The following is a 22,708-nucleotide window of genomic DNA, read 5'->3' on the forward strand; positions in this document are numbered from 1 at the left end:
TGCACCATCTGAAAGGCAGGGTGTAGCGCCGGTTACGACTTATCGGCATCCGCGTGTGTTTCATGCGCCAGATGGCCATCCCAATGCTCGGTCGGGATCTTGGGATCAGGTGGATCAGCCATGTAAGAGGGCGTCATGATCTGCACACCGTTTTCATTGAACACGGCTACGATATTGCGATGCAGGTCTGACCGGATTTTCGGAATGATGCTGCCACGGGTCGTATAGCCGTTGATCTGATAGTTGATCGCGTAATCCGCCAATGCGGTCCACAAAACAAAGGGTTCAGGCTTGGCCTTGATGCCTTTGGTTCGGTTGGCGGCCTCAATCAGCATCGCCTCGACCTTCTCGGGCGGCTCTTCATAGCCGATGCCAACCGTGGTGTGCAGCAGCAGACCGCTGCCGTCCGTTTTCTTCGAGAAGTTCACCACATCCGAATTCATCAGTTGCGCGTTTGGGATCGAGATCAGTTCGTTCTTGATAGATTTCAGATGCGTCTCCATCAGTTTGATCTGAACCACATCGCCGATGTGGTCGCCGATCTGAATCCGGTCCCCGATCGAGGTCGAGCGACGATAGATCACGAACAGGCCGGCTAGCATGTTTGAGACGACAGAGTTTGCACCCAGCGACAGCATGGCGCCCACCAGGATCGTCAATCCCTGGAACGCCGCCGAGTCGGACCCGGGGATGTAGGGAACGGCAAAGACCAGGGCGATCATGATCACCACAACACGGGCAATGTTGAAGGTTGGGCTGACCCAGTGCTTTTCGAAATCGCCCATGTCGAAGGAACCCGCTTCGACCGCGTCGAAGAACACCCGCATCCCCTTAATGATGTACAGCGCCACCCAAGAAATCAGGCCCAACATGATTAAATTGGGGATGTAACTGATAATGCCTTTGAAGATCAGCAGTACCGGCTCGGTCAGATAGGTCAGCAATAGCTGCGCAAAATAGCGGGTTTCGGCGAAAGCCAGCAGAACAAACGAGAGGTAGTAATAAAAGCCGAGAAAGAAGATGATAAGCAGAACGAAGTTCAGCCCATATCGTACCAGCGCAGCGATCGCTTCGGCCTGAACGCTTTTGGCTGTGGCAGTTTCCACGTCCTTGAGGTGAAGTGAGACAAACTTTAATGTCTTCCGTCGAATCCGACGGTGCACCCACAGGATTGCCACCACAAACGCCACAAAACCAATGGTCCATGCCACTGCCTCAATTGCACCGGACACGCGCGCCCGATCGGTGCGGTTGGCGCGGTAGTCTTCGATGGATTGTTTGATCGCGTTCCCGTGCAAAACGCTTAGAACGCTAAGCTCCATCTGATCCAACTCGGCATCGGCTTCGGTGACGATCGAAACTCTCTCGCCATCGGCCAGAGTCCAAATGCCGAACTCGGTCTCTTCGTATGTCACCTCAACCGTCAGTGCATCCGAGGCTTCGGCGATTTCGATGATCTTGTCCTGAACGTCTTCCGCCCGCTCTGGCGCGGGCAGGGCACTGGATCCCCGGACCTGGAACAATACGTCCCCGTCCACGATGACCGGCGCCACGAAACTGTCCGAGTCCGCCCCGTCAGAAGCAAGGGGCTCCGTCGGTGTTTCCTGTGCCAGTACGACGTCTGAAAACCAAAGGCTGGACGCCAGGGCCGTCAGAAAATAAACCAGCAAAAGGAAGGGCTTGAATTGCCTTGCCATATGTCCCCCTTAACCCGAACTATACCCAGTTTCAGCGAGGTGCCTAGGACATATCTGCAACGCCTGGCTTGTTCTTTGTGCACTGTGGCCGGGTCAGGGCGGTGTACAGCGTTGCCTTCGCTTGCAAAGGCGCAATTCAGAGCATAGGTTCCCGCCAAATTTGCGGAGCATTTCCGCAGCACCAAAACAAAGGAATATCCCATGGAAGGTGGCGCAATCGCCCAGTTTCTCCCGCTGATCCTGATCTTCGCGATCATGTATTTTCTGCTGATCCGTCCGCAGCAAAAAAAGATGAAGCAACATCAGGCCATGGTCGAAGCCGTGCGTCGCGGCGATCAGGTTGTCACGCAGGGTGGAATGATCGGCAAGGTGTCCAAGGTCAAGGAAGGCGACAACGAGATCGAAGTTGAAATCGCCGAGGGTGTGAAGGTTCGTGTGGTCAAGTCGACCATTGCGCAGGTTCTGAACAAGACTGAGCCCGCGAAGTAACTTCGCGCCACAATTCCTTGAAAAGGCAGGGTAATGCTGCAAATTGATACCTGGAAGCGGGTTCTGATCTGGCTGGTCTGCGTGATCGGTCTGATCCTTGCCCTGCCGAATGCGTTTTATACGCGCGTCGAGCAATCCAACGATGCCAAGGCCGCAATTGAGCTTGGTATCGACACTCCCGAAATGCAGGCCGAGGCGGCGCAATGGCCGAACTGGCTGCCGTCGTCGCTGGTCAATCTGGGCCTCGATCTGCGCGGTGGTGCGCATCTGTTGGCCGAAGTTCAGGTCGGCGATGTGTACGAATCCCGGATGGAGGCCATGTGGCCCGAAATTCGCGATGCACTGCGGGATGAGCGCGCCACGGTTGGCACCATCCGCAAACAAGAGTCGGCCCCGGACGAGATTCGGGTGCGCATCAGCCAGCCCGAGGGCATGTCCCGCGCGCTTGAAGTTGTGCGCGGCCTGGCCCGTCAGGTGCAAACCCTGACCGGTGTAGGTGCAACCGATATCGAGGCACGGGCTGAGGGCGACACAATCGTCGTTCAACTGTCAGAGGCGGAAAAACTTGCCACAGACGACCGCACTGTGCGCCAGTCGCTTGAGATTGTGCGCCGCCGTATTGACGAGGTTGGAACGCGTGAACCCACGATCCAACGTCAGGGTGCGGATCGTATCCTTATTCAGGTGCCGGGTATCGGCAGTGCTGGTGAACTGAAAGAGATCATCGGCACCACCGCTCAGCTGACATTCAATCCCGTAGTGGGGCGGGGTACCAACCCGGACGCAGTGCCGGGGATTGGCGAACAGGTCCTCCCCTCCATCGACGAAACCGGTTTGTTTTACACAGTCGAGGCGGCCCCAGTCGTCACCGGCGAAGAGCTGGTGGACGCGCAGCCAGCCTTCGACCAGAACGGTCGCCCAGCGGTCAGCTTCCGGTTCAACACATCTGGGGCGCGCAAGTTCGGCGACTATACGCTGGAAAATATCGGCCAGCCGTTCGCAATCATTCTTGATGATGAGGTCATCTCGGCCCCTGTTATTCAAAGCCACATTCCCGGCGGTTCGGGCATCATCACCGGCAACTTCACCGTTGAAGAAAGCACCAATCTGGCTGTTCTGTTGCGCGCAGGTGCTTTGCCAGCGGGGCTGGAGTTCCTCGAGGAACGGACCATTGGTCCGGAATTGGGTCAGGACAGCATTGATGCCGGTAAGGTCGCGACGATCGTAGCCTTTGCCGCAGTGCTGGTTTTCATGGCGCTCAGCTACGGCCTGTTTGGTATCTTTGCCAACATCGCTCTGATCATCAACGTGGGCCTGCTGTTTGGCCTGCTGTCCTTGATCGGAGCGACCCTGACACTGCCTGGTATCGCTGGTATCGTACTGACGGTTGGTATGGCGGTGGATGCCAACGTGCTGATCTTTGAACGTATCCGCGAAGAACTGAAATCCGCCAGAGGCCCGGCGCGCGCGATCGAACTGGGTTATGAAAAGGCGTTGTCGGCCATTCTGGACGCAAACGTGACCACTTTCATCACCGCTGTAATCCTGTTTGCCATGGGCAGCGGTCCGGTGCGCGGTTTTGCCATCACGTTGGGTCTGGGCATTCTGACCTCGGTCTTCACCGCGATCTTCGTGACGCGTCTGATGATCGTCATCTGGTTTGAACGCCGCCGCCCGAAAATGATCGAGGTTTGACATGAGACTGAAACTCGTACCCCAGAATACCTCGTTCGATTTCTTCAGCCGCTGGAAAATCTGGCTGGGTATCTCGGCCTTGATGATGATCGTGGCGTTCACGTCCTTCATGCTTCAGGGGCTGAACTTCGGCATCGACTTCCGCGGTGGCACGACGATCCGGACGCAAAGCACCCAAGAGATTGATGTTGGAGTTTATCGTGACGCCCTTGCCCCGTTGGAATTGGGGGATGTGACAATCACAGAGATCTTCGATCCAAACTTTGGACCGGATGAGAATGTCGCGATGATCCGTATCCAAGCGCAAGAAGACGCCGAGGCAGTTACATCGGACGTGATCACTCAGGTCGGCGAGGTGCTTGCCGCTGCTGATCCAGGCCTCAAATTACCATTTGAAAGCGTTGAATCCGTCGGCCCCAAAGTCTCCGGTGAGCTGATCCAAACTGCGGTTATCGCGGTGGTGTTGGCGATCGGGGCGGTGCTGGTATATATCTGGCTGCGTTTCGAATGGCAGTTCGCCTTGGGCGCGGTGGCCGCATTGGTTCACGACGTAATCCTCACCATCGGCATCTTCTCGGAACTGCAAATCCGGTTCGATCTGGCCATCATCGCGGCATTGCTGACCATCGTGGGGTATTCGCTGAACGACACCGTGGTCGTCTTTGACCGTGTTCGCGAGAACCTGCGGAAATACAAGAAAAAGGACCTGAAAGAGGTTCTGAACATCTCGATCAACGAAACGCTCAGCCGGACGGTGATGACCTCGGTTACCACCCTGTTAGCGCTGATCTCGCTTTATGTGCTGGGCGGGGACGTGATCCGCGGCTTTGTTTTCGCGATGATCTGGGGCGTGATCGTAGGGACGTATTCCTCGGTCTTTGTGGCCTCGACCATCCTGCTGTGGCTGGGCGTCAAGCGCGACTGGTCGAAGCCGTCCAACAACGCGGGCAACCAGTTCGCAAATGTGGATGCCTGATCTTCTCGGCCAGTCCCCCACGGGGCTGGCCGTTATACTTTTTGCAGCGACACTGGGTGGCATCGTTCGCGGGTTTTCCGGCTTTGGCACCGCGCTGATTTTTTTACCTCTGGCCACACCGTTCCTCGGCCCGTTTGGGGCGCTGATCGGACTGACGATCATGGATATCTTCGGGCCACTCCCCAACCTGCGACGGACGTGGCGCGTCGTGGACCGCGGCGACCTGGCACGGTTACTGCTGGGCTGCGCCCTGGTCCTGCCCGTTGGCCTGTGGGTCCTTACGCAGGTCGAACCTGAGGTTTTTCGATACGCGGTCAGCTTTCTGGCCTTATTCATGCTTGCAATCCTGATCCTCGGATTACGCTATCAAGGCCGCGTGCGGCGCGCGATGGTGACCGCAATCGGTGGCGCTGCGGGCTTTCTCGGTGGCGTCGCTGGGTTGCCTGGACCGGCGGTGATCTTGTTCTACATGTCTCGCCCACTTCCTGTAGAGGTTATCCGGGCCACAATCCTGCTGTTCCTTTTTGGATTCGATTTTCTCATCTTTGGCTTCCTGTCCGGCATGGGGCGTGTGACCCTCGACAGTGTCGTTTTGGGTTTGGCTCTGTCCGCCCCGAACCTTCTGGGCAATTGGCTGGGCGGATGGCTATTCAATCCGGAAAGGGCAAAGCTCTACCGTGCCGCGGCTTATGTGGTCATCGCCCTTGCTGCCTTGTCGGGCCTGCCGCTTTGGGGCATAGAAGATATCCATGCGGTTGAATGAGATCACATATAACAACGCAACACCGGTTGATGGCTACGGGCCCGGCTTTTTCCGTATTGGTGGCCAGGTTCACCAAGGGGCGGTTCTAACCGGTCCATCGGGCACCACTGGTTGGGGCGGATACGACGATCAATCCTCTTTGCTTGCATTGGCTGGGCATGTGGATGTCCTGTTGATCGGAACGGGCGCTGATCTGGCCCACATCCCCTCTGACCTTCGAGCGGCGCTCGAGCAGGCCGGCATGGGCGTTGAGATCATGAACTCACCTGCAGCCTGCCGGACTTATAATGTACTGCTCTCCGAAGGCCGTCGCATCGCGCTGGCTTTGCTTCCCACCTGACGGGATCCGTTTCATCTGGCCAAAAATATCCCAGGAGCGCGAAGGGCTGCCCCCTCATTTTCATGCTTATCCGACAGCGGCTCGGGCATTGCCCTGCGGCAAATCCCGCCTTTTGCCCCTATGCGCAATAAGATAAGCGGGAACGTATGACACTGACCGTAACCGATCTTGCCATCACCCGCGGGGGTATCCCCGTGCTCGAGGGGCTCAACTTCTCGCTTCAATCCGGGCAAGCACTGATCCTGCGTGGGCCAAACGGGATCGGCAAAACAACTTTGTTGCGTACACTTGCGGGGTTGCAGCCGGCGTTGAGCGGAACCATTGTCGGGGCCGAGGATCAAATTGCCTACGCCTCGCATTCCGACGGGTTGAAGCCAACGTTGACGGTTGTGGAAAACCTGACCTTCTGGGCCTCGGTCTTTGGGACAGATGACATCCAACCGGCATTGGATGCCTTTGCTTTGAACGAGCTGTCGGACCGCCATGCGGGAAACCTGTCCGCCGGGCAGAAACGTCGCCTTGGACTGGCCCGGATGCTGGTCACCGGGCGGCCGATCTGGATGCTGGACGAACCGACGGTGTCACTGGACAAAAGCGCCGTCCAGATGTTCGCCGATACCGTTCGTGCCCATCTGGGGCAGGGCGGTTCCGCCCTGATCGCCACCCATATCGACCTTGGTCTGGACGGTGCGGTTCTGGATGTGGGTCCCAACAAAGCCAAACCAAAACCCATCGACGACTTTGACGGAGGCTTCCTGTGATCGCCCTGCTGCTGCGCGACCTGAAACTGGCGTTCCGCGCGGGCGGGGGTTTTGGCCTTGGCCTTGCATTCTTTCTGATTGTGACCGTTCTGGTGCCGTTCTCAGTCGGCCCGCAATCTTCGCTGCTGTCGACCATTGCCCCGGGTGTGCTTTGGCTGGGCGCGCTGTTGGCTTGCCTGTTGTCGCTTGATCGTCTGCTTGCGCTGGATTGGGAAGACGGATCGCTTGACCTCCTAGCAACGGCGCCCTTGCCGCTTGAGGCGGTTGTGACGATCAAGGCGCTGGCCCACTGGTTAACGACGGGTTTGCCCCTGGTTCTGGCCGCGCCGTTTCTGGGTGTGCTGTTGAACCTGCCGGTGCCGGGATTTTTCTGGTTGGTGATCTCACTTTTGGTCGGCACCCCGGCCATGAGTGTAATCGGGACCTTTGGCGCAGCTCTGACAGTCGGCCTAAAGCGTGGTGGTCTATTGTTGTCATTGCTTGTTCTGCCGCTTTATGTTCCCACACTGATCTTCGGGGCCGAGGTCGCGCGCCGTGGTGCCACGGGGATGGAAACTCAGACGCCGCTTTTGATGCTGGCGGGGATCACCGCCGCCACGATTGCGCTGTTGCCTTTTGCCAGCGCAGCAGTATTGCGGATCAACCTTCGGTGACGCTGTCGCAGTTTGACTGATGTCAATTGAGAACAAACACGAGTCGGACTAAATAGAGCCCATGTCTATCGCAGCCAAAGCCAATACCCTCTGGGAATACGCCAACCCGCGCAAATTCCTCGCGACCAGCGAGCGGATCCTGCCGTTCTTCTGGATGACTTCTTTTGTGTGTCTGTTCGTTGGGCTGGTTTGGGGTTTTTTCTTCACACCGGATGACTACAAACAGGGCTCGACGGTCAAGATCATCTATCTGCATGTGCCTGCGGCGCTGATGGCGATTAATTGTTGGCTGATGATGCTGGCGACCTCGCTGATCTGGCTTGTACGGCGTCACCATGTCAGCGCGCTGGCAGCCCGGGCGGCTGCGCCGGTCGGTATCGTGATGACAATGGTCGCCTTGGCAACCGGCGCGATCTGGGGGCAACCGATGTGGGGCACGTGGTGGGCCTGGGATCCTCGCCTGACCGCGTTCCTGATCCTGTTCCTGTTCTATTTGGGCTACGTTGCGCTATGGGAAGCGATCGAAGATGCCGACACAGCCGCCGATCTGACCTCGGTCCTGTGTCTGGTGGGGTCGGTTTTTGCCTTGCTCAGCCGCTATGCGGTGAACTTCTGGAACCAAGGCCTGCACCAAGGAGCCTCTGTGATGCGCGCTGCAGCCGTCACGGGCTCGGATACCGAGGAAAAGGTCAGCAACATCTATTTCTACCCGCTGCTGCTGTGCATCATCGGATTTGTGCTGCTGTTCATCGCGTTGGTTCTGTATCGCACAGGAACAGAAATCCGGGCGCGGCGGATCAAGGCTCTGCTGGCGCGAGAAAGGCTAAACGGATGATCCCTGATCTTGGAAAATATGCCGACGCGGTCCTGTGGTCCTATGCTGCCTCGCTGGGGTTGCTGATTGCACTGGTCGTTCTCAGCGTAATGCGCGGGCGCAAAGTCCGGGCGGAAATGGAAAAGGTCGAACACAGGATGTCGCGCAATGGCTAAAATCTCACCCCTGATGATTGCGCCGCCGTTGATCTTCGGCGCTTTTGCCGTTCTGGCAGGCATTGGAATGTTCCGCGACGACCCTGATGCTTTGCCATCTGCACGCGAAGGGCAGCCCGCGCCACCTGTCGTTCTGACAGAGTTTCCGGGCAAAACGTTGTTCGACGATGCCACTTTGCGTGATGGTGAGGTCAAGCTGGTCAACTATTGGGCCAGCTGGTGCGCACCCTGTCGGGCTGAGCATCCCAATCTTGAGGCGCTGTCCGAAGAGGGCATCCCGGTCTATGGCATCAACTACAAGGATCAGTTGGCCAATGCCGAAGGTTTTCTGACCGAACTGGGCGACCCTTACGAGGCCATCGGACGGGATGAGCAAGGACGCATGGCGCTGGACTGGGGTCTCTACGGTGTTCCGGAAACTTATGTAATCGACGGAGAGGGCACGATCATTCTGCGCTTTGCCGGTCCGATCACGCAGCGCGTGATTGAAAGCACGATCCGCCCTGCCTTGGAAAAAGCCGGCCAGTGATCTGAACCGTTGCCAAGCGGAGCGTGCCTGCGGCACGCGCTCTATTTCTTATTGGTGCTGGCACTCAAGAAAAAGCCCCGGCGCATTGGCCGGGGCTTTGTTGCTTTAAGCGTCCTTGGCAAGGTTCCGCAGCACATATTGCAGCACGCCGCCGTTTTCGATGTATTCGATCTCGGGCGCGGTATCGATCCGGCATTTCAGCGTGATTGTTTTCTCGGTTCCGTCGCCGAAAATGATGGTGCAGGGCACCTCTTGCAGCGGCTCGACCGAATCCAAGCCGTGGATCGATACTGTTTCATCGCCAGTCAGGCCCAGTGTCTTGCGGGTGTCGCCGCCGGTGAACTCGAACGGGATCACGCCCATGCCAACCAGGTTGGACCGGTGGATACGCTCAAAGCTTTCGGCGATCACGGCTTTGACGCCCAGCAGGGCCGTGCCTTTGGCAGCCCAGTCCCGGGATGAACCGGCGCCGTATTGCTCGCCACCAAAGACGACCAGCGGAAGGCCTAGTTCCTGGTAGGCCATCGAAGCGTCGTAGATCGAAGCCTGCTCGCCGTCAGGACCTTTGGTATAGCCACCTTCGACGCCGTCCAGCATTTCATTCTTAATGCGGATGTTGGCGAAGGTACCACGCATCATGACCTCATGGTTGCCGCGGCGGGAACCGTAGGAGTTGAACTCACGCGGTTGCACCTGACGTTCGATCAGGTACTGACCGGCAGGCGAGGTGCTTGCAAAAGACCCTGCGGGTGAGATGTGGTCGGTCGTGACCATGTCCCCAAGAACCGCCAATACCTTGGCCCCTTCAATATTTGTGATCGTGCCCGGCTCGGCACCCATTCCCTGAAAATAGGGAGGGTTCTGGATATAGGTTGAAGTCGGCGGCCAGTCATAGGTTTCCTGTTGCGGAACCTCAACGCTTTGCCATTTCTCATCGCCTTTGAAGACGTCCGCATATTTCGACTGGAACGCTTCGCGGGTGACAGTTTCTTGCACCAGCTCGGCAATTTCGCTTTGGGTTGGCCAGATGTCCTTCATGAAGACGTCATTGCCGTCCTTGTCCTGGCCGATCGGCTCGGATGTCAGGTCGATATCCATGGTGCCAGCCAGTGCGTAGACCACGACCAGTGGCGGCGAGGCCAGATAGTTGGCCCGCACGTCCGGCGAAATCCGGCCTTCAAAGTTGCGGTTGCCAGACAGAACGGATGTGGCGACCAGATCGCCCTCGGCAATTGCTTCGCTGATTTCCCGCTGGATCGGGCCGGAGTTGCCGATGCAGGTGGTGCAGCCATAACCGACAAGGTTGAATCCGATGGCATCCAGATGCTGCTGCAGGCCCGCAGCCTCAAGGTATTCAGACACAACCTGCGAACCGGGGGCCAGCGATGTTTTGACCCACGGCTGACGGTTCAAGCCTAGCTCATGCGCCTTTTTTGCGACTAGGCCGGCACCGATCATCACATAAGGGTTCGAAGTGTTGGTGCACGAGGTGATCGAGGCGATCACAACTTTGCCCGATTCCATGCCGTAGTTTTCGCCCTTGACCACGACCTGCTTGCCCATCGGGCGCTTGAAGGTTTCGGCCATTTCCGTGGTAAAGGCAGCTTTGGCGTCGGTCAGCGCAACATAGTCCTGTGGACGTTTTGGCCCCGAGATTGCGGGAACAATTGTGCCCATGTCCAGCGTCAGAGTGTCGGTGTAAATGGGCGCATAGTTTTCATCGCGCCACAGGCCGTTTTCCTTGGCATAAGCTTCGACCAGTGCTAGGCGATCCTCATCCCGACCGGTGTTACGCATATAGCGCAGGGTCTCACCATCAATCGGGAAGAAGCCGCAGGTCGCGCCATACTCGGGGGCCATGTTGGCAATCGTCGCGCGGTCAGCCAGCGGCAGACGATCCAGACCGCTCCCGTAGAACTCGACGAATTTGCCCACCACGCCCTTCGCGCGCAGCATCTCGACGACTTTCAGAACAAGGTCAGTGCCAGTGGTGCCTTCGAGCATCGCGCCGGTCAGCTCAAAACCTACAACCTCAGGGATCAGCATCGAGATCGGCTGGCCCAGCATCGCGGCCTCGGCCTCAATCCCGCCGACACCCCAGCCCAGAACGGCCATGCCGTTGACCATCGTGGTGTGGCTGTCGGTACCAACTAGCGTGTCGGGGTAGGCGACTTCGTCGCCGTTCTGGTCGGTGTCGGTCCAGACGGTCTGGGCCAGATATTCAAGGTTCACCTGATGGCAGATACCGGTTCCGGGGGGAACAACGCGGAAGTTGTTAAATGCCGATTGCCCCCATTTAAGGAACTGGTAACGCTCCATGTTGCGCTCATATTCACGGTCCACATTCATCTGGAACGCGCGCGGGTTGCCGAATTCATCAATCATGACCGAGTGGTCGATGACCAGATCAACAGGGTTCAGTGGATTGATCTTCTGCGCATCGCCGCCCAGCCCTTTGATGCCATCGCGCATCGCGGCCAGGTCAACAACAGCCGGAACGCCGGTAAAGTCCTGCATCAACACGCGGGCAGGGCGATACGCAATCTCGCGCGGGTTCTTGCCGCCATTACGTGCCCATTCGCCAAAGGCTTTGATATCGTCGACCGCGACGGAAAAGCCATCGTCCTCGAACCGCAGCATGTTTTCCAGAACCACTTTCAGCGCGGCGGGAAGCTTGGAAAAATCACCCAGACCAGCCTCTTGCGCGGCAGGGATCGAGTAATATGAAATGGATTTGCCATTCACGCTAAGGTTGCGGCGTGTTTTGGCGGTATCTTGTCCGACTTTGATGGGCATCTGTGGCCTCCCTCTGAAATGACTTAGATCCCGGGATTCGCTAATAGTTATCTGCATCACCAAAGCCTTTGGTTCAAGGACCAAGGTGATGAGCTTGTTGAGTTATGTATACCATTGCACACAAAATTTAAGGGTAACGATGGTCGCATGTCTCAAGAAACGTTGATTGGAGGTTGAACGGGCTTGCGTTTAAACCGGTCGGTACATCCAGCCAAAGGCCCGAGACCCGTAATGTTCAGATCCATCCGCGCAACAGCGCTAGTTTCCTTGTTTCTCTCCACAGCAGCCCTGGCCGAGGGCGACCCGGTTGTGGTTGAGTTGTTCACATCTCAGGGCTGTTCGTCCTGTCCGCCTGCCGACCGGATCATGCATGATTTGGCCAAACGCGACGATGTGATCGGCCTGGCACTACATGTGGATTACTGGGACTACATCGGCTGGAAGGATGAATATGCAGACCCGGATCACACTCTGCGCCAGCGCACTTATGCGCGAGAAGGTGGGCGGTCGATGATCTATACGCCTCAGATGGTGGTGAATGGCCAGCAGGATGTGGTCGGGGTGCAATCCCGGGAACTGGATCGCCTGATCAATGCGCATCTCAAGGCCGCCCCGCAAGCATCCGTGACGGCCGTGCGCTCGGGCGAAGACGTATCGGTGGATGTGACGCCGGTCGAACTGCCGGCCGGAGAAACCTATGACATCCGGGTCATTCAGTATTCACCTATGCGCCATGCCTCGATCCGACGCGGAGAGCTGGCTGGCCACGATCTGGACTATGCCAATGTTGTCGAGGCCTGGCATATGGCAGGTCAATGGGACGGTGTCGCGCCTCAGGCGTTTTCGGTAACCGTCGACACAGATTTTCCGGCAGTTGTGCTGGTGCAAAGGGCAGGGCACGGCCCGATTGTGGCAGCAGCGCGGGTCAAGTAATCAGGGCATATCCTCGGGCTGAACGCCCAAACCGTTCCAGGCTTTCCAGCGCCGGTGGATCCAGAACCACTGACCCATATGCTGTCTTACCATAGCCTCAAGATCGTCATTGGTGAACTGGGTCATGGTTCTGGGGTCTGTGTGCGGCACCGGTTCGTGCAGCACGATTTCGAAATCCACGCCGTTTGGTTGCCGCACCGCGTAACACGGGATCAGGACGGCGTTGTATTTCATTGCCAGTTCTGCATTCAGGACTGAGGTCACGGCGGGCTTACCAAAGAATGTCAACTCTTCACCGCCATGTGCGTGCAGATCGGATACGATCGCGATGATCTCATTTTTCTTGAGCGAACGCACCATCTCGACCATTCCGCGGCGGCCCTGTTCGAACATCGGCGAGCCGGTCTTATGGAACGCCTCGACATACATGTCGTTGAAATAAGGGTTCGCCATGCGGCGATAGAGGCACCCAATCGGTTGACCGCTGCGTTCCTGCAGGGCGATGCGTGCTGCAAGATAGTGACCAAAATGCGCGGTGATCATCATGATCGGTCGCCCTTCGGCGACGGCAGTGTCAAATGCGGCAACACCCGAACCGCTTACCTTTGCCGTGCGCTGGCGTTCGGTGAACCCTTCGGGCGAAAAATGCTCCATAATCGCGCGACCGGCATTGTCCGGAACGGCACTGCAAATTCTGTTGACCTCGGCCTCTGACAGGTCAGGGCGGGTCAATTTCAAGTTGCTGCGCACGCGTTTGGTAAAGCCGATCAACGGTGAAAGTCCACGTGCGATTACGCCCATGGTGGCCAGGCGAGCTTCATAGGGCAGCAACCGCAAGGTCCCGATGACGCCCTTCATGAACAATCCAGTGATGTAGTATTTTCTAAGCTCTGTGCGGCTTAGTTCCGACTTTTCGACGGGCATGAATAGGTCTCACCGGCTGTTGCGATTTGCCGGGCAAGACATACAAGGCGGAAACCGCAACCACAAGCGTTGCAAACCAAAGCCATGCTTTGACTTGCCGGATCGGACTTGCCGGTCACTCTTCGCTATCCTCTTCGATCAACGCTAGTGCGCCTTCATCCACCAGTGTTCGAATTGCAACAACGACTAGGGTCATCGCGTCTTCGGCTTCGGACAGTTTCACCTTGCCGCGTTCGGTGATTTCTTCGCGCAGGTTATCCGCCATACGCGTGGACATGTTGGACAGCAGAAACTCGACCGCTGATTTGTCATCTTCGCCCTGGGCTCCGGCCAGGGCGGTAACAAGGTCTGCCTGTTCCACGCCACGCAGAATCGCAGGCACGTCCCGGGGCAGGATGCGGGCCGGGATATGGGCGAAGGTGAATATCGATTGGCGCACCAAAGCTGCAAAGTCGGTGTCTTCCTCGTCCAGGGCCGTCAAAAGCCCGTCGCGCGTCGCTGCGGCTGATTGGTTCAGAATCGCACCGACCCGCGCTCCGGGGCCATCCGAAAAGGCCGTGGCCGGGCGTCGATCAAGTTGCGCCGCCAGCGACCAGCCAATCCGTTCAACCGCCTCGGGTGTGATGCTGGCCGTTTTGGACACGGCATAGGTGATGCGCCGCGCGACCGGGCCGGGCAGGTGACCCAGAAGTTGCGCGGCATTCGCAGTTTCCAGCTTGGACAACATGACCGCTGCAATTTCAGTGCTTTCGGCCAGAGCGATGGTGGCCAAATCTACTGTCGGGATTTCGCGCAGCCGTTGCCACGGATCGCCGATCTGGCGCACCCCGGCTTCCTTCCGCAACCTGGCCGCTGTTGCCGGCGTAATCTTGTCGCTGACCGCATCCAGAGCACCGGCCAGCCCATGCGGAAAGGACAGGCCGACACTGTCCAGAGCTTCGGCAAACTCTTGTGCGACGGATGCCAGCGTGATGCGATCCACAAGGCCCATCTGACCCAGCTGGTGCGTCAGCTTTTCCTGCAAATCGTCGGGAAGCTCTTCCAGGGGGATATCTGCGCCCTCATTCAACAAAAGACGCACCACGACGGCGGCTTTTTGTCGGTTGCTCAACGCCTTGGGGACGACGCGGGGCGCGTCGTTCTGGGCGTCGGCTGCGGGTGTTGATGTTCCCGGTGCCAGTTGAACCAAAGAGTTTGTGTCCTGCATCTGCCTGTGGTGCCAAGTTTCTGTTCCACAGGCAGATTACGGAGAGTCGGGTAAAGAAAGGCTGAAGTTTAGTAGTTGTAAGTCAGCCCGGTGCGGATCGCCTCGCGCAAGGATGCCTCGGCCCAGGTGCCTTCACCGCCGCGCGCCTTGATCTCGCGCCACTGTGCGATGGCAAGATCGGTTTTGCCTTCGGTGACAAAGCCCTGACCCATATAGCTGCGCGCCAGTATGTTGTCGGGATTCGCCTCAATGGCGTTCGAATAGAAGGCATTCGCCAGATCAAGCTCACCCATTTTGCGGTAGGTGAAACCCCAGTAGGTCAACACGCGATCATCATCCTGATCCATGATGCGCAGGATGTCTTGTGCATTTTCGAACTGTCCGTCATAGGCCAGTTCGCGCACGGCGTCATACAGCTCTTCTTCGGTAAAGTTGGTCTTGTCCGGCTTCACGCACCGTCCGGCGTCTTTGTCATAGACGCGACCGAAGAAACACTTCTTGGTCGTGTTGGTCGGTTTTGGCGGGCTGCTGTCACCGCCAGCGGCAAGCGCGACCGGCGCGAATGCAAAGGCCTGAAGGGCGATGGCTGAAGCGAGTACTAGGCGCATATTCCTACTCCGTTGTCTGGGCTACTTACAGAAAGCATAGTGCGTTCTTCTCAAAAGCTAACAACCGAAGGCTCGCGTTTATTCACAAATGGGAAAAAATTTTCTCAGCTGTTCGTAATTTTGGCGCAGGTTTGAGTTTCAGCATCCCAAACCGAACCTGGTGCGCAGGACTGGGTTTGCTTGGAATGGCCACTACAAGCCAAGGCAACGGAGGCTGAACAACTAAGGGCCACAGCGCAAATCAAAGTGCGGATCATCGTGTTTCTCCTGTCCGGATTTACACCCACATCATAGCTTGTTTTGACCCGTCTGGCAAAACACCAAGGCCCGGAACGCGTCCTGCGATCCGGGCCCTGCGAACCAACTGATCAGATTGGGTTATTCGCCGAACACGCGGGCGAAGATCGTATCAACGTGTTTGGTATGATAGCCGAGATCGAATTTCTCTTCGATTTCTTCCGGACTCAGCGCGGCGGTGACGTCCGCGTCTGCCAGCAGTTCTTCTTTGAAATCGGTGCGGTGTTCCCAGACTTTCAGCGCGTTGCGCTGAACCATGGCATAGGCATCTTCGCGGCTGACACCTGCTTGTGTCAGCGCCAGCAGAACCCTCTGGCTCATCACAAGACCGGGGAACTTGTTCATGTTTTCGATCATGTTCTCGGGGAAGATCAACATCTTGTCGATCACGCCTGTCAGTCGCGCCAGTGCAAAATCCAGCGTGATTGTGGCATCCGGGCCGATCATGCGTTCGACCGAGGAATGCGAGATGTCACGTTCATGCCAGAGCGCCACGTTTTCCATCGCAGGGATCACTGCCGCGCGCACCATGCGCGCCAGACCAGTCAGGTTTTCGGTCAGCACCGGGTTTTTCTTGTGTGGCATAGCTGAGGAGCCTTTCTGACCCATCGAGAAGAACTCGGCCCCCTCCAGCACCTCGGTGCGCTGCATGTGGCGGATTTCGATGGCGACGTTCTCGATGCTGCTGGCAATAACCCCCAGCGTCGCAAAGAACGCAGCATGACGGTCGCGCGGGATGACCTGAGTGCTAATCGGCTCGGGCACCAGACCCAGCTGGTCGCAGACATGCTCTTCCACACGCGGGTCAACATTGGCGAAGGTGCCAACCGCGCCGCTGATCGCGCCAGTGGCGATTTCAGCGCGGGCGTCGCGCATGCGGGACAGGTTGCGGTCCATCTCGGCGTAAAAACGCGCGAAAGTCAGGCCCATGGTGGTTGGCTCTGCGTGGATACCGTGGCTGCGGCCGATGCGGACCGTGTCTTTGTGTTCGATTGCGCGGCGTTTCATTGCAGCCAGTAGACCTTCGAGATCTGCGATCAGCAGGTCGGCGGCGCGCGTCAGTTGCACGTTGAAACAAGTGTCCAAAACGTCAGAGCTGGTCATGCCCTGATGGACAAAACGCGCCTCTTCACTGCCGACATGTTCGGACAAATGGGTCAGGAAGGCGATGACGTCGTGCTTGGTAACCGCTTCGATTTCGTCGATGCGTGCCACGTCGAATTCCACGTCTTTGGCTTTCCAGACGGCCTCAGCATTTTCGCGCGGGATCACGCCCAGATCAGCCATGGCGTCGCAGGCATGTGCCTCGATCTCGTACCAGATGCGGAACTTGGATTCGGGCGACCAGATGGCGACCATATCGGGGCGGGAATAGCGTGGAATCATTGGCAGCGGCACCTTATTGTGATTTGGCAGGAGGCGTTGCGGCGGGGTTTAAACCCGCGCAGACAAAGGAACAAGGCGCGAGTGCGAATATGAGACGGTTTGCCCTGATTTTGGCCCTTTGGCCCGGTTTTCTGGCGGCTGAGGAGTTCAGAACGCTGACGGGGGATGAAATTCTGTCGGTATTGACCGGACAGAAGCTCGATTACGGGGAAGGTATCTGGCAGACCTTCGATGACACGATGCTGACGCAGTATTTCTCGGGCGGGCCCAGCGCAGGGCGGTGGGCAGTGCGCGAGGATCGTTATTGCTCGATCTGGCCGCCTTCGGATTTTTGGGCCTGCTATGATGTCGAGCAAAGTGGCAATGTGATCCGGTTCGTGGATGATAACGGTGCCACGACCGACGGGACAATTGCCGAATGAGCCTGCCGCGCAGACTGTCGGATTTCGAAGGCCATTGGAGCCTGACCCGGACCATTCTGGATACGCAGGCGGGGCAGGTGGTGCAGGCCGATGGTCACACGGTCCTGAGCCCGACCGAGGACGGCTTGACATACGACGAAGAGGTCACGCTGCGTGTGCCGGGGCAAGCCGAGATGAAAGGCACGCGCAGGTACCTGTGGCAAGCAGCGGGTGCGACGATTGCCATACATTTTGACGACGGCCGCTATTTTCACCGGCTGGCCTTGGGGCAGGCACATGCGTCTGACCACCACGATTGCCCGCCCGACAGCTACGATGCTGTCTACGATTTTTCGGCCTGGCCGGTCTGGTCAGTGCGCTGGATCGTCTCGGGACCTAGAAAATCTTATGAAATGAGCACCGAATATCGGTTAAGATAGCGTAATCATGTTGCAGTCAAAGCTCTGAGCGGGCATTTCTGCAGTTGAAAATAGGTGGAGACATAAGAATGAATGCGAATGTACTGGCCAATGCGATTGGCCCGCGCGAAGGCACCGCGCTGCGCGTCAAACAGGTTGTGCTGGTCGCTCTGGGTATTCTGGCGCTTGCAATTGCCGCAAAGATCAAGGTCCCGATGTGGCCCGTCCCGATCACGATGGGCACCTTTGCCGTGCTGACCATTGGCACCGCATATGGCACGCGTCTGGGTCTGGCCACCATGCTGGGCTACCTGCTGATCGGCGCGCTGGGCTTTGATGTGTTCGCAGGTTCCTCGGCTGAGAAATTCGGTCTGACTTACATGATGGGCGGTACCGGCGGTTATCTGGTCGGTTACCTTCTGGCAACCGTTCTGCTGGGCGCACTGGCCGCGCGAGGCTGGGACCGTTCGTTCGGCAAGATGGCGTTGGCTCTGGTTCTGGCAAATGTCGCGATCTACGTGCCCGGTCTGTTGTGGCTGGGTCAGCTGTACGGATGGGACCAGCCGATCCTGCAGTGGGGTCTGACACCCTTCTTGGTGGGCGACGCGATCAAGCTGGTGCTGGCTGCACTGCTGATCCCTGGCCTGTGGAAACTGGTGGGCGACGCTCGTTCGTAATTTCCAACCAATCCAAATCTGACGAAGCCGCGCCCGGAGATATCCCGGCGCGGTTTTTTTGTACCCGCAGATCGGGATGCTGGACAAAAGGGGCCACTACGGGCCAATCTGCACTCAATGAAATCATCAGGTTATTGAGATATGCGTATTCAATTAGCTTCGGCACTCGCGGTTTGCGCCTCGCTTTTGCTGAGCGGTGGGACGGCATCCGCAGACACTCCGGTCACTTATCTGGATAACGGGCGCGCGCTATTCGGCTTTTCCGTGCCCGACTTCTGGGCGCTGCGCACCGGTGGTCCGCGCGAAATTGAAGATACCGAGCTGGGCGATGCACGTGCCGTGGCTCGGGTCATGGGGATGCGGCCAGTCACGGACGATAATGTCTGGATGGGCTTTGTGTCGCCTGCCGGCGTGGCCTCGATCGAGGGCGGTCTGCGGTATCTTGAAGACATAGACAGGTTTCTGGTCAAGGATCCGACCGTATCCGAAACCACCACGACGCGTATCGGCGGATTGCCCGCACGGGTTATTCGCGGGACCGGCAATCGCGAAGGACGTGGTGTTAACTTTACGGTTTCAGTGATCGACTTGCCGAGGGGGCGCGTAGCCATTGCCGTGGCGATCCTGCGCGACGGCGCCGATCCAGCTTATGTGAACGACCTGAACGCCGTGTTCGCGTCGTTCCGGTCCCTTCAGTGAGGAGGCGCACATGACACGCAAATTGATCAAACGTGCAACCCTTGCCCTTGGATTGGGTGCTGCCACACTGACGCTTTCGGCCTGTGATGGCGTCACCGTTGGCGTGGGATACGGGTATGACCCCTTCTACGACTCGATGTTGTGGAACGACTACTATCACGACGTGGATGTAGATTTAGACATCGACCGACCGGATCGACCCAGACCGCCGGATGGACGTCCACCTGCGCGTCCTGTTCCGCCAATCGCCAAGCCACCGAACAGACCGCCGGTGTCCCGACCACCGAACCGTCCAAGACCACCAGTCGCACGGCCTCCGGCGGCTCGGCCACCCATTCACCGCCCCGCAGGGCGGCGCTGAGCTAGCGGGTCAGTCCAGTAATTCCGTCGTGATCTGGGCTGACCCTTCCAAGGTTCTGTGGACCGGGCATTTGTCCGCGATTTCCAGCAGTCGCGCGCGTTGCTCGGCCGTCAGCGGACCTTCAAGGCGGATCTTGCGGCGGAACTGATCGACTTTTCCTTCGTTGGCCAGCCCGGCATCTTGTGCGTGGACCTTGTTGTGGCACACATCGACTAAAACGGTTTTCAGCGGCCACCGCTTGCGCCGCGCATACATGCGGATGGTCATCGATGTGCAAGCCCCAAGACCAGACGACACGAATCCATAGGGAGACATGCCTCGGTCGGTGCCGCCGTATGAGGCGGGCTCGTCCGCGACGGCGTGGTGGCGTGGGCCGGACTGAATGTCCTGCAGGAACCCTTCCGGATCAGCTTCGGTCACTCGAACGACACCTTCGGGCGCCCCCGGTGGCGGGGCAGGCGGGCAGAGCTTGACGTATCGCGTCACCCACGCGGTGATCACGTCCGCCGCGTATTCTGCATCGGATGCGCGGGTAATCAGGTGATCGGCATCGTCGAGGGTCACAAAGCTCTTGGGGTGTTTGGCGGCCAGAAAGATTGTGCTGGCATTGTCGATGCTTACGGTCTCGTCCCGAGGGGCGTGCAAGATCAGCAAAGCGGCCTTTAGATCTGCGATAGCGGGCATCAGGGCTGCTTCGGAAATATCATCCACAAAAGCTTTGCCAATGCGGAAGGGACGCCCGCCCAACATCACGTCCGCCGATCCAGCCTGCTTGATCTCCGGCAGCGCATCTTCGAAGTGATGCGCTACATGGCCCGGATCTGCGGGTGCACCCAAAGTGACCACGGCCTTGACGCTGGGAATTCCAGCGCGGGCGCGCAACACAGCCGCACCACCCAGCGAATGGCCGATGAGCAATGCCGGAGCCATGTTGCGGCCCGCCAGATAATGTGAGGCGGCGATCAGGTCTTCGACATTGGAGGTAAAGGTTGTGTTGGCAAATTCCCCACCGGAATGACCCAGCCCGGTGAAATCAAATCGCAGCACGGCGATGCCCATTGCCGCCAGTCGGGCCGCGATCCTGCGCGCGGCAGGGATGTCTTTGGAACAGGTGAAACAATGCGCAAATAGCGCCGTGGCCAGAACCGGTCCGTCCGGCAAATCCAGGCGCGCGGCCAATTGGTTGCCGTCGTGACCGGCAAAGGTAATGCGTTCGGTGGGCATGGCAGTTCCTTGTTCGTCGGGATGACTAATAGTGTGTGCTTCCGTCTGGCCGCTCAACCCCATTGTAAGAAGCGTCACGGGAAGGTGAGTGAAGCGAACGGATTGCGCGCATTCCTTTGTCTTTGCTGTGAACCTAAAGCATCAAATTTCGTGAAGTATAATGCAAAAAGTATTTGTTTTACTAATTCATATCACACCCCCATCTTACGACCATCGCACACGTGCAGCCCAGGAGGTTCAAATGGCACATACTGCAATGGATCAAAGGGGCGTGGTTCTGCGCCCGGATATACTGGCCGTGATTGCCCTGACCGGCGTGATCGGATTTGCGCTTGGTCAAACTCTGCCGCCGGTGACATCCACTGAGGCCCAGGTTTTTGATCCCGTGTCCGAAGACTGGCACGGAAATGTCAGACGGTCACATTGGTCGAACTGAAACGTCAGCTCAGCCCCATGAGCTGCGGATCAAAGGGATAAGTGGTCAGGTTCTCATACCCGTCCTCGGTGATTAGAACCTGATCCTCCAGCTTGATAGAGAAATCTCCGCCAACCTCTCCAACGGCAGCCTCAACACACAGGACCATGCCGGGTTCGAGCGCGTAGTCGTAAGAGCCCGCCACTGCCTTGTCCGGATAAGCAACCAGAGGCCACTCATCGCACAAGCCGACGCCGTGCATCAGGCAGCCGTATTTCTGCGCCTGGAACTTGTCGTCCAGCTTGTGCGCATTGGCCGTCAGTTCGGGGATCATCACGCCGGGCTTCAGCATCTCCATATTGGTCATGATATGCTCATGCGCGTGCTGCATGGCATAGACCATGTCGGGCCGGGGTTTTTCGTCGCCGATCCACCATGTGCGTGAGATATCAATACAGATGCCATATGAACCGATCAGGTCGGTGTCAAAAGCGATGATCTCGTTCTGTTGCGTGATCCGGGGGCCGCATTCCTGAAACCACGGGTTTGTTCGCTGGCCCGAGGCCAGCAGGCGGGTTTCGATCCATTCGCCGCCGCGCCGGATGTTTTCGCCGTGCAGAACTGCCCAAATGTCGTCTTCCGAGGTTTTGCCGTCTCCCACATTGGCGCGCGCGAATTTCTCCATTTCCGCCACAGCGGTTTCGCAGGCGTGATTGGCACAGCGCATGGCAAGGATTTCGTCCGGGCCTTTGATGGCGCGGGTCTTTTCCGTCGCCTCTTCGCCTTCCATGATTTCGAAGCCTTGCGCCTCAAGCGCACGCAAGCCGTGCAGCATGATCTTGTCCACGCCGAGGCGTTTGTTGCCGCCACCATGTTCGTCGATCAGAACGCGCACCTCGTTTGAAAACACGTCCGCGGCCACGTCGACTTTGTCACCGCGGTCAAAGTAGAACAGATCAGCTCCGGATCGTTGCTCGCGCACCAGCGGATTGAACGTGGAAAGAAACGGAGAGTTCTTATAGTCCCAAATCACCATGTAGCCGTCGGCGCACAGCAAGACGGCGCGGAATGGGTTATGCGTGTTCCACAACTGCATGTTGGTGCTGTCGGTGGCATAACGGATGTTCAGCGGGTCGAACATCAACAGCCCGCCATAGCCGCGATCGACAATGGCCTGCGTCAACCGTCTCCACCGATGTTCGCGCATCCGGGCCAGATCGGGCAGGACAAGGCCGGCCTTTTCCCATTCTGAAAACGCAAGCTGCGTCGGGCCGATCTCGATCCGGTCGTTTTCATTCGGGGTGCCATCACCAAGGGTCGCACCTTTGGTCGGGTCGATCTTGCGAGTGTCGCGGTAGTGTCGGTTCATGGTGGGTCTCCCTGCCTGTTCTTTGAGCGTGAAGAATCAATCTCCGGACGTCTTGAAGGTTTGCGACCGTGCGTTCGTCGCTTTTTGACCGACAAGCGG

General features: G+C 57.9%; 25 protein-coding genes. 17 read left to right on the forward strand and 8 right to left on the reverse strand.

The window, feature by feature from the left end:
• Nucleotides 1-32: 32 nt before the first annotated feature.
• A complete protein-coding gene (locus tag AC2FI9_RS07870) occupies nucleotides 33-1,697 on the reverse strand; it encodes a mechanosensitive ion channel family protein (protein WP_496766945.1) in 1,665 nt (554 codons plus the stop codon).
• A gap of 201 nt (nucleotides 1,698-1,898) precedes the next feature.
• Between AC2FI9_RS07870 and yajC the strand changes: the two genes are divergently transcribed.
• The 10 genes from yajC (at nucleotide 1,899) to AC2FI9_RS07920 (ending at nucleotide 8,893) form a co-directional block, all read left to right on the forward strand.
• Nucleotides 1,899-2,186 (forward strand): preprotein translocase subunit YajC, encoded by a 288-nt coding sequence (yajC, locus tag AC2FI9_RS07875; RefSeq protein WP_058274044.1) that lies wholly within the window; start codon nucleotides 1,899-1,901, stop codon nucleotides 2,184-2,186.
• Between the two features lie 33 nt (nucleotides 2,187-2,219).
• Nucleotides 2,220-3,881, forward strand: a complete 1,662-nt coding sequence (secD, locus tag AC2FI9_RS07880; RefSeq protein WP_496766946.1) for a protein translocase subunit SecD — start codon at nucleotides 2,220-2,222, stop codon at nucleotides 3,879-3,881.
• A 1-nt stretch (nucleotide 3,882) separates the two neighbouring features.
• Nucleotides 3,883-4,857, forward strand: coding sequence for a protein translocase subunit SecF (gene secF, locus AC2FI9_RS07885; RefSeq protein WP_058277475.1), 975 nt, complete (start codon nucleotides 3,883-3,885; stop codon nucleotides 4,855-4,857).
• Entirely contained in the window at nucleotides 4,850-5,620 is a 771-nt protein-coding gene (locus AC2FI9_RS07890) for a sulfite exporter TauE/SafE family protein (RefSeq protein ID WP_496766947.1), read from the forward strand. The genes secF and AC2FI9_RS07890 overlap by 8 nt, the downstream gene beginning before the upstream one ends.
• Nucleotides 5,607-5,960, forward strand: a complete 354-nt coding sequence (locus AC2FI9_RS07895; RefSeq protein WP_496723503.1) for an Mth938-like domain-containing protein — start codon at nucleotides 5,607-5,609, stop codon at nucleotides 5,958-5,960. The genes AC2FI9_RS07890 and AC2FI9_RS07895 overlap by 14 nt, the downstream gene beginning before the upstream one ends.
• A gap of 146 nt (nucleotides 5,961-6,106) precedes the next feature.
• Nucleotides 6,107-6,721: a heme ABC exporter ATP-binding protein CcmA gene (gene ccmA / locus AC2FI9_RS07900; RefSeq protein WP_282169318.1), complete on the forward strand. Its 615-nt coding sequence runs from the start codon at nucleotides 6,107-6,109 to the stop codon at nucleotides 6,719-6,721.
• Entirely contained in the window at nucleotides 6,718-7,374 is a 657-nt protein-coding gene (gene ccmB, locus AC2FI9_RS07905) for a heme exporter protein CcmB (protein ID WP_496723499.1), read from the forward strand. Before ccmA ends, ccmB begins: the two co-directional genes overlap by 4 nt.
• Nucleotides 7,375-7,435: 61 nt before the next feature.
• A complete protein-coding gene (locus tag AC2FI9_RS07910; RefSeq protein WP_496766948.1) occupies nucleotides 7,436-8,209 on the forward strand; it encodes a heme ABC transporter permease in 774 nt (257 codons plus the stop codon).
• Nucleotides 8,206-8,364, forward strand: coding sequence for a heme exporter protein CcmD (gene ccmD, locus AC2FI9_RS07915; protein WP_496723495.1), 159 nt, complete (start codon nucleotides 8,206-8,208; stop codon nucleotides 8,362-8,364). The genes AC2FI9_RS07910 and ccmD overlap by 4 nt, the downstream gene beginning before the upstream one ends.
• Nucleotides 8,357-8,893 (forward strand): DsbE family thiol:disulfide interchange protein, encoded by a 537-nt coding sequence (locus AC2FI9_RS07920; protein ID WP_496740451.1) that lies wholly within the window; start codon nucleotides 8,357-8,359, stop codon nucleotides 8,891-8,893. The genes ccmD and AC2FI9_RS07920 overlap by 8 nt, the downstream gene beginning before the upstream one ends.
• Before the next feature lie 105 nt (nucleotides 8,894-8,998).
• Here the strand turns inward: AC2FI9_RS07920 and acnA are convergent, their stop codons facing one another.
• Nucleotides 8,999-11,689 (reverse strand): aconitate hydratase AcnA, encoded by a 2,691-nt coding sequence (gene acnA, locus AC2FI9_RS07925; protein ID WP_496766949.1) that lies wholly within the window; start codon nucleotides 11,687-11,689, stop codon nucleotides 8,999-9,001.
• A 231-nt stretch (nucleotides 11,690-11,920) separates the two neighbouring features.
• Here acnA and AC2FI9_RS07930 point away from each other — a divergent pair, with 231 nt between their 5' ends.
• Nucleotides 11,921-12,622: a DUF1223 domain-containing protein gene (locus tag AC2FI9_RS07930; protein WP_496766950.1), complete on the forward strand. Its 702-nt coding sequence runs from the start codon at nucleotides 11,921-11,923 to the stop codon at nucleotides 12,620-12,622.
• On the opposite strand, the gene AC2FI9_RS07935 is transcribed toward AC2FI9_RS07930, so the two are convergent.
• The 4 genes from AC2FI9_RS07935 to purB all read right to left on the reverse strand — a co-directional run bounded on the left by AC2FI9_RS07935 (nucleotide 12,623) and on the right by purB (nucleotide 17,044).
• A complete protein-coding gene (locus tag AC2FI9_RS07935) occupies nucleotides 12,623-13,546 on the reverse strand; it encodes a lysophospholipid acyltransferase family protein (protein ID WP_496766951.1) in 924 nt (307 codons plus the stop codon).
• 115 nt (nucleotides 13,547-13,661) lie between these two features.
• Complete coding sequence (locus AC2FI9_RS07940; protein ID WP_496766952.1) at nucleotides 13,662-14,753, reverse strand: flagellar motor switch protein FliG; 1,092 nt, start codon at nucleotides 14,751-14,753, stop codon at nucleotides 13,662-13,664.
• Nucleotides 14,754-14,821: 68 nt separating this feature from the next.
• Nucleotides 14,822-15,361 (reverse strand): tetratricopeptide repeat protein, encoded by a 540-nt coding sequence (locus AC2FI9_RS07945; RefSeq protein WP_108860321.1) that lies wholly within the window; start codon nucleotides 15,359-15,361, stop codon nucleotides 14,822-14,824.
• Between the two features lie 378 nt (nucleotides 15,362-15,739).
• On the reverse strand, nucleotides 15,740-17,044 hold the full coding sequence (gene purB / locus AC2FI9_RS07950) for an adenylosuccinate lyase (RefSeq protein WP_496766953.1): 1,305 nt from the start codon (nucleotides 17,042-17,044) through the stop codon (nucleotides 15,740-15,742).
• An 89-nt stretch (nucleotides 17,045-17,133) separates the two neighbouring features.
• Here purB and AC2FI9_RS07955 point away from each other — a divergent pair, with 89 nt between their 5' ends.
• The 5 genes from AC2FI9_RS07955 to AC2FI9_RS07975 all read left to right on the forward strand — a co-directional run bounded on the left by AC2FI9_RS07955 (nucleotide 17,134) and on the right by AC2FI9_RS07975 (nucleotide 19,601).
• Nucleotides 17,134-17,466 (forward strand): hypothetical protein, encoded by a 333-nt coding sequence (locus AC2FI9_RS07955; protein ID WP_496766954.1) that lies wholly within the window; start codon nucleotides 17,134-17,136, stop codon nucleotides 17,464-17,466.
• Complete coding sequence (locus AC2FI9_RS07960; RefSeq protein WP_496723478.1) at nucleotides 17,463-17,885, forward strand: DUF6314 family protein; 423 nt, start codon at nucleotides 17,463-17,465, stop codon at nucleotides 17,883-17,885. Before AC2FI9_RS07955 ends, AC2FI9_RS07960 begins: the two co-directional genes overlap by 4 nt.
• Nucleotides 17,886-17,953: 68 nt before the next feature.
• Entirely contained in the window at nucleotides 17,954-18,541 is a 588-nt protein-coding gene (locus tag AC2FI9_RS07965; RefSeq protein ID WP_496723476.1) for a biotin transporter BioY, read from the forward strand.
• A gap of 141 nt (nucleotides 18,542-18,682) precedes the next feature.
• On the forward strand, nucleotides 18,683-19,240 hold the full coding sequence (locus AC2FI9_RS07970; protein ID WP_496766955.1) for a hypothetical protein: 558 nt from the start codon (nucleotides 18,683-18,685) through the stop codon (nucleotides 19,238-19,240).
• A gap of 10 nt (nucleotides 19,241-19,250) precedes the next feature.
• Nucleotides 19,251-19,601, forward strand: a complete 351-nt coding sequence (locus tag AC2FI9_RS07975; RefSeq protein WP_496766956.1) for a hypothetical protein — start codon at nucleotides 19,251-19,253, stop codon at nucleotides 19,599-19,601.
• A 9-nt stretch (nucleotides 19,602-19,610) separates the two neighbouring features.
• Here AC2FI9_RS07975 and AC2FI9_RS07980 read toward each other — a convergent pair whose 3' ends face one another.
• Nucleotides 19,611-20,825: a bifunctional alpha/beta hydrolase/OsmC family protein gene (locus AC2FI9_RS07980; RefSeq protein WP_496766957.1), complete on the reverse strand. Its 1,215-nt coding sequence runs from the start codon at nucleotides 20,823-20,825 to the stop codon at nucleotides 19,611-19,613.
• 241 nt (nucleotides 20,826-21,066) lie between these two features.
• Between AC2FI9_RS07980 and AC2FI9_RS07985 the strand changes: the two genes are divergently transcribed.
• Complete coding sequence (locus AC2FI9_RS07985; RefSeq protein ID WP_496723470.1) at nucleotides 21,067-21,261, forward strand: hypothetical protein; 195 nt, start codon at nucleotides 21,067-21,069, stop codon at nucleotides 21,259-21,261.
• 4 nt (nucleotides 21,262-21,265) lie between these two features.
• Here AC2FI9_RS07985 and dddP read toward each other — a convergent pair whose 3' ends face one another.
• Nucleotides 21,266-22,609, reverse strand: coding sequence for a dimethylsulfonioproprionate lyase DddP (gene dddP / locus AC2FI9_RS07990; RefSeq protein ID WP_496766958.1), 1,344 nt, complete (start codon nucleotides 22,607-22,609; stop codon nucleotides 21,266-21,268).
• Nucleotides 22,610-22,708: the final 99 nt, after the last annotated feature.

It is taken from the genome of Ruegeria sp. CDSA246 (assembly GCF_059611225.1).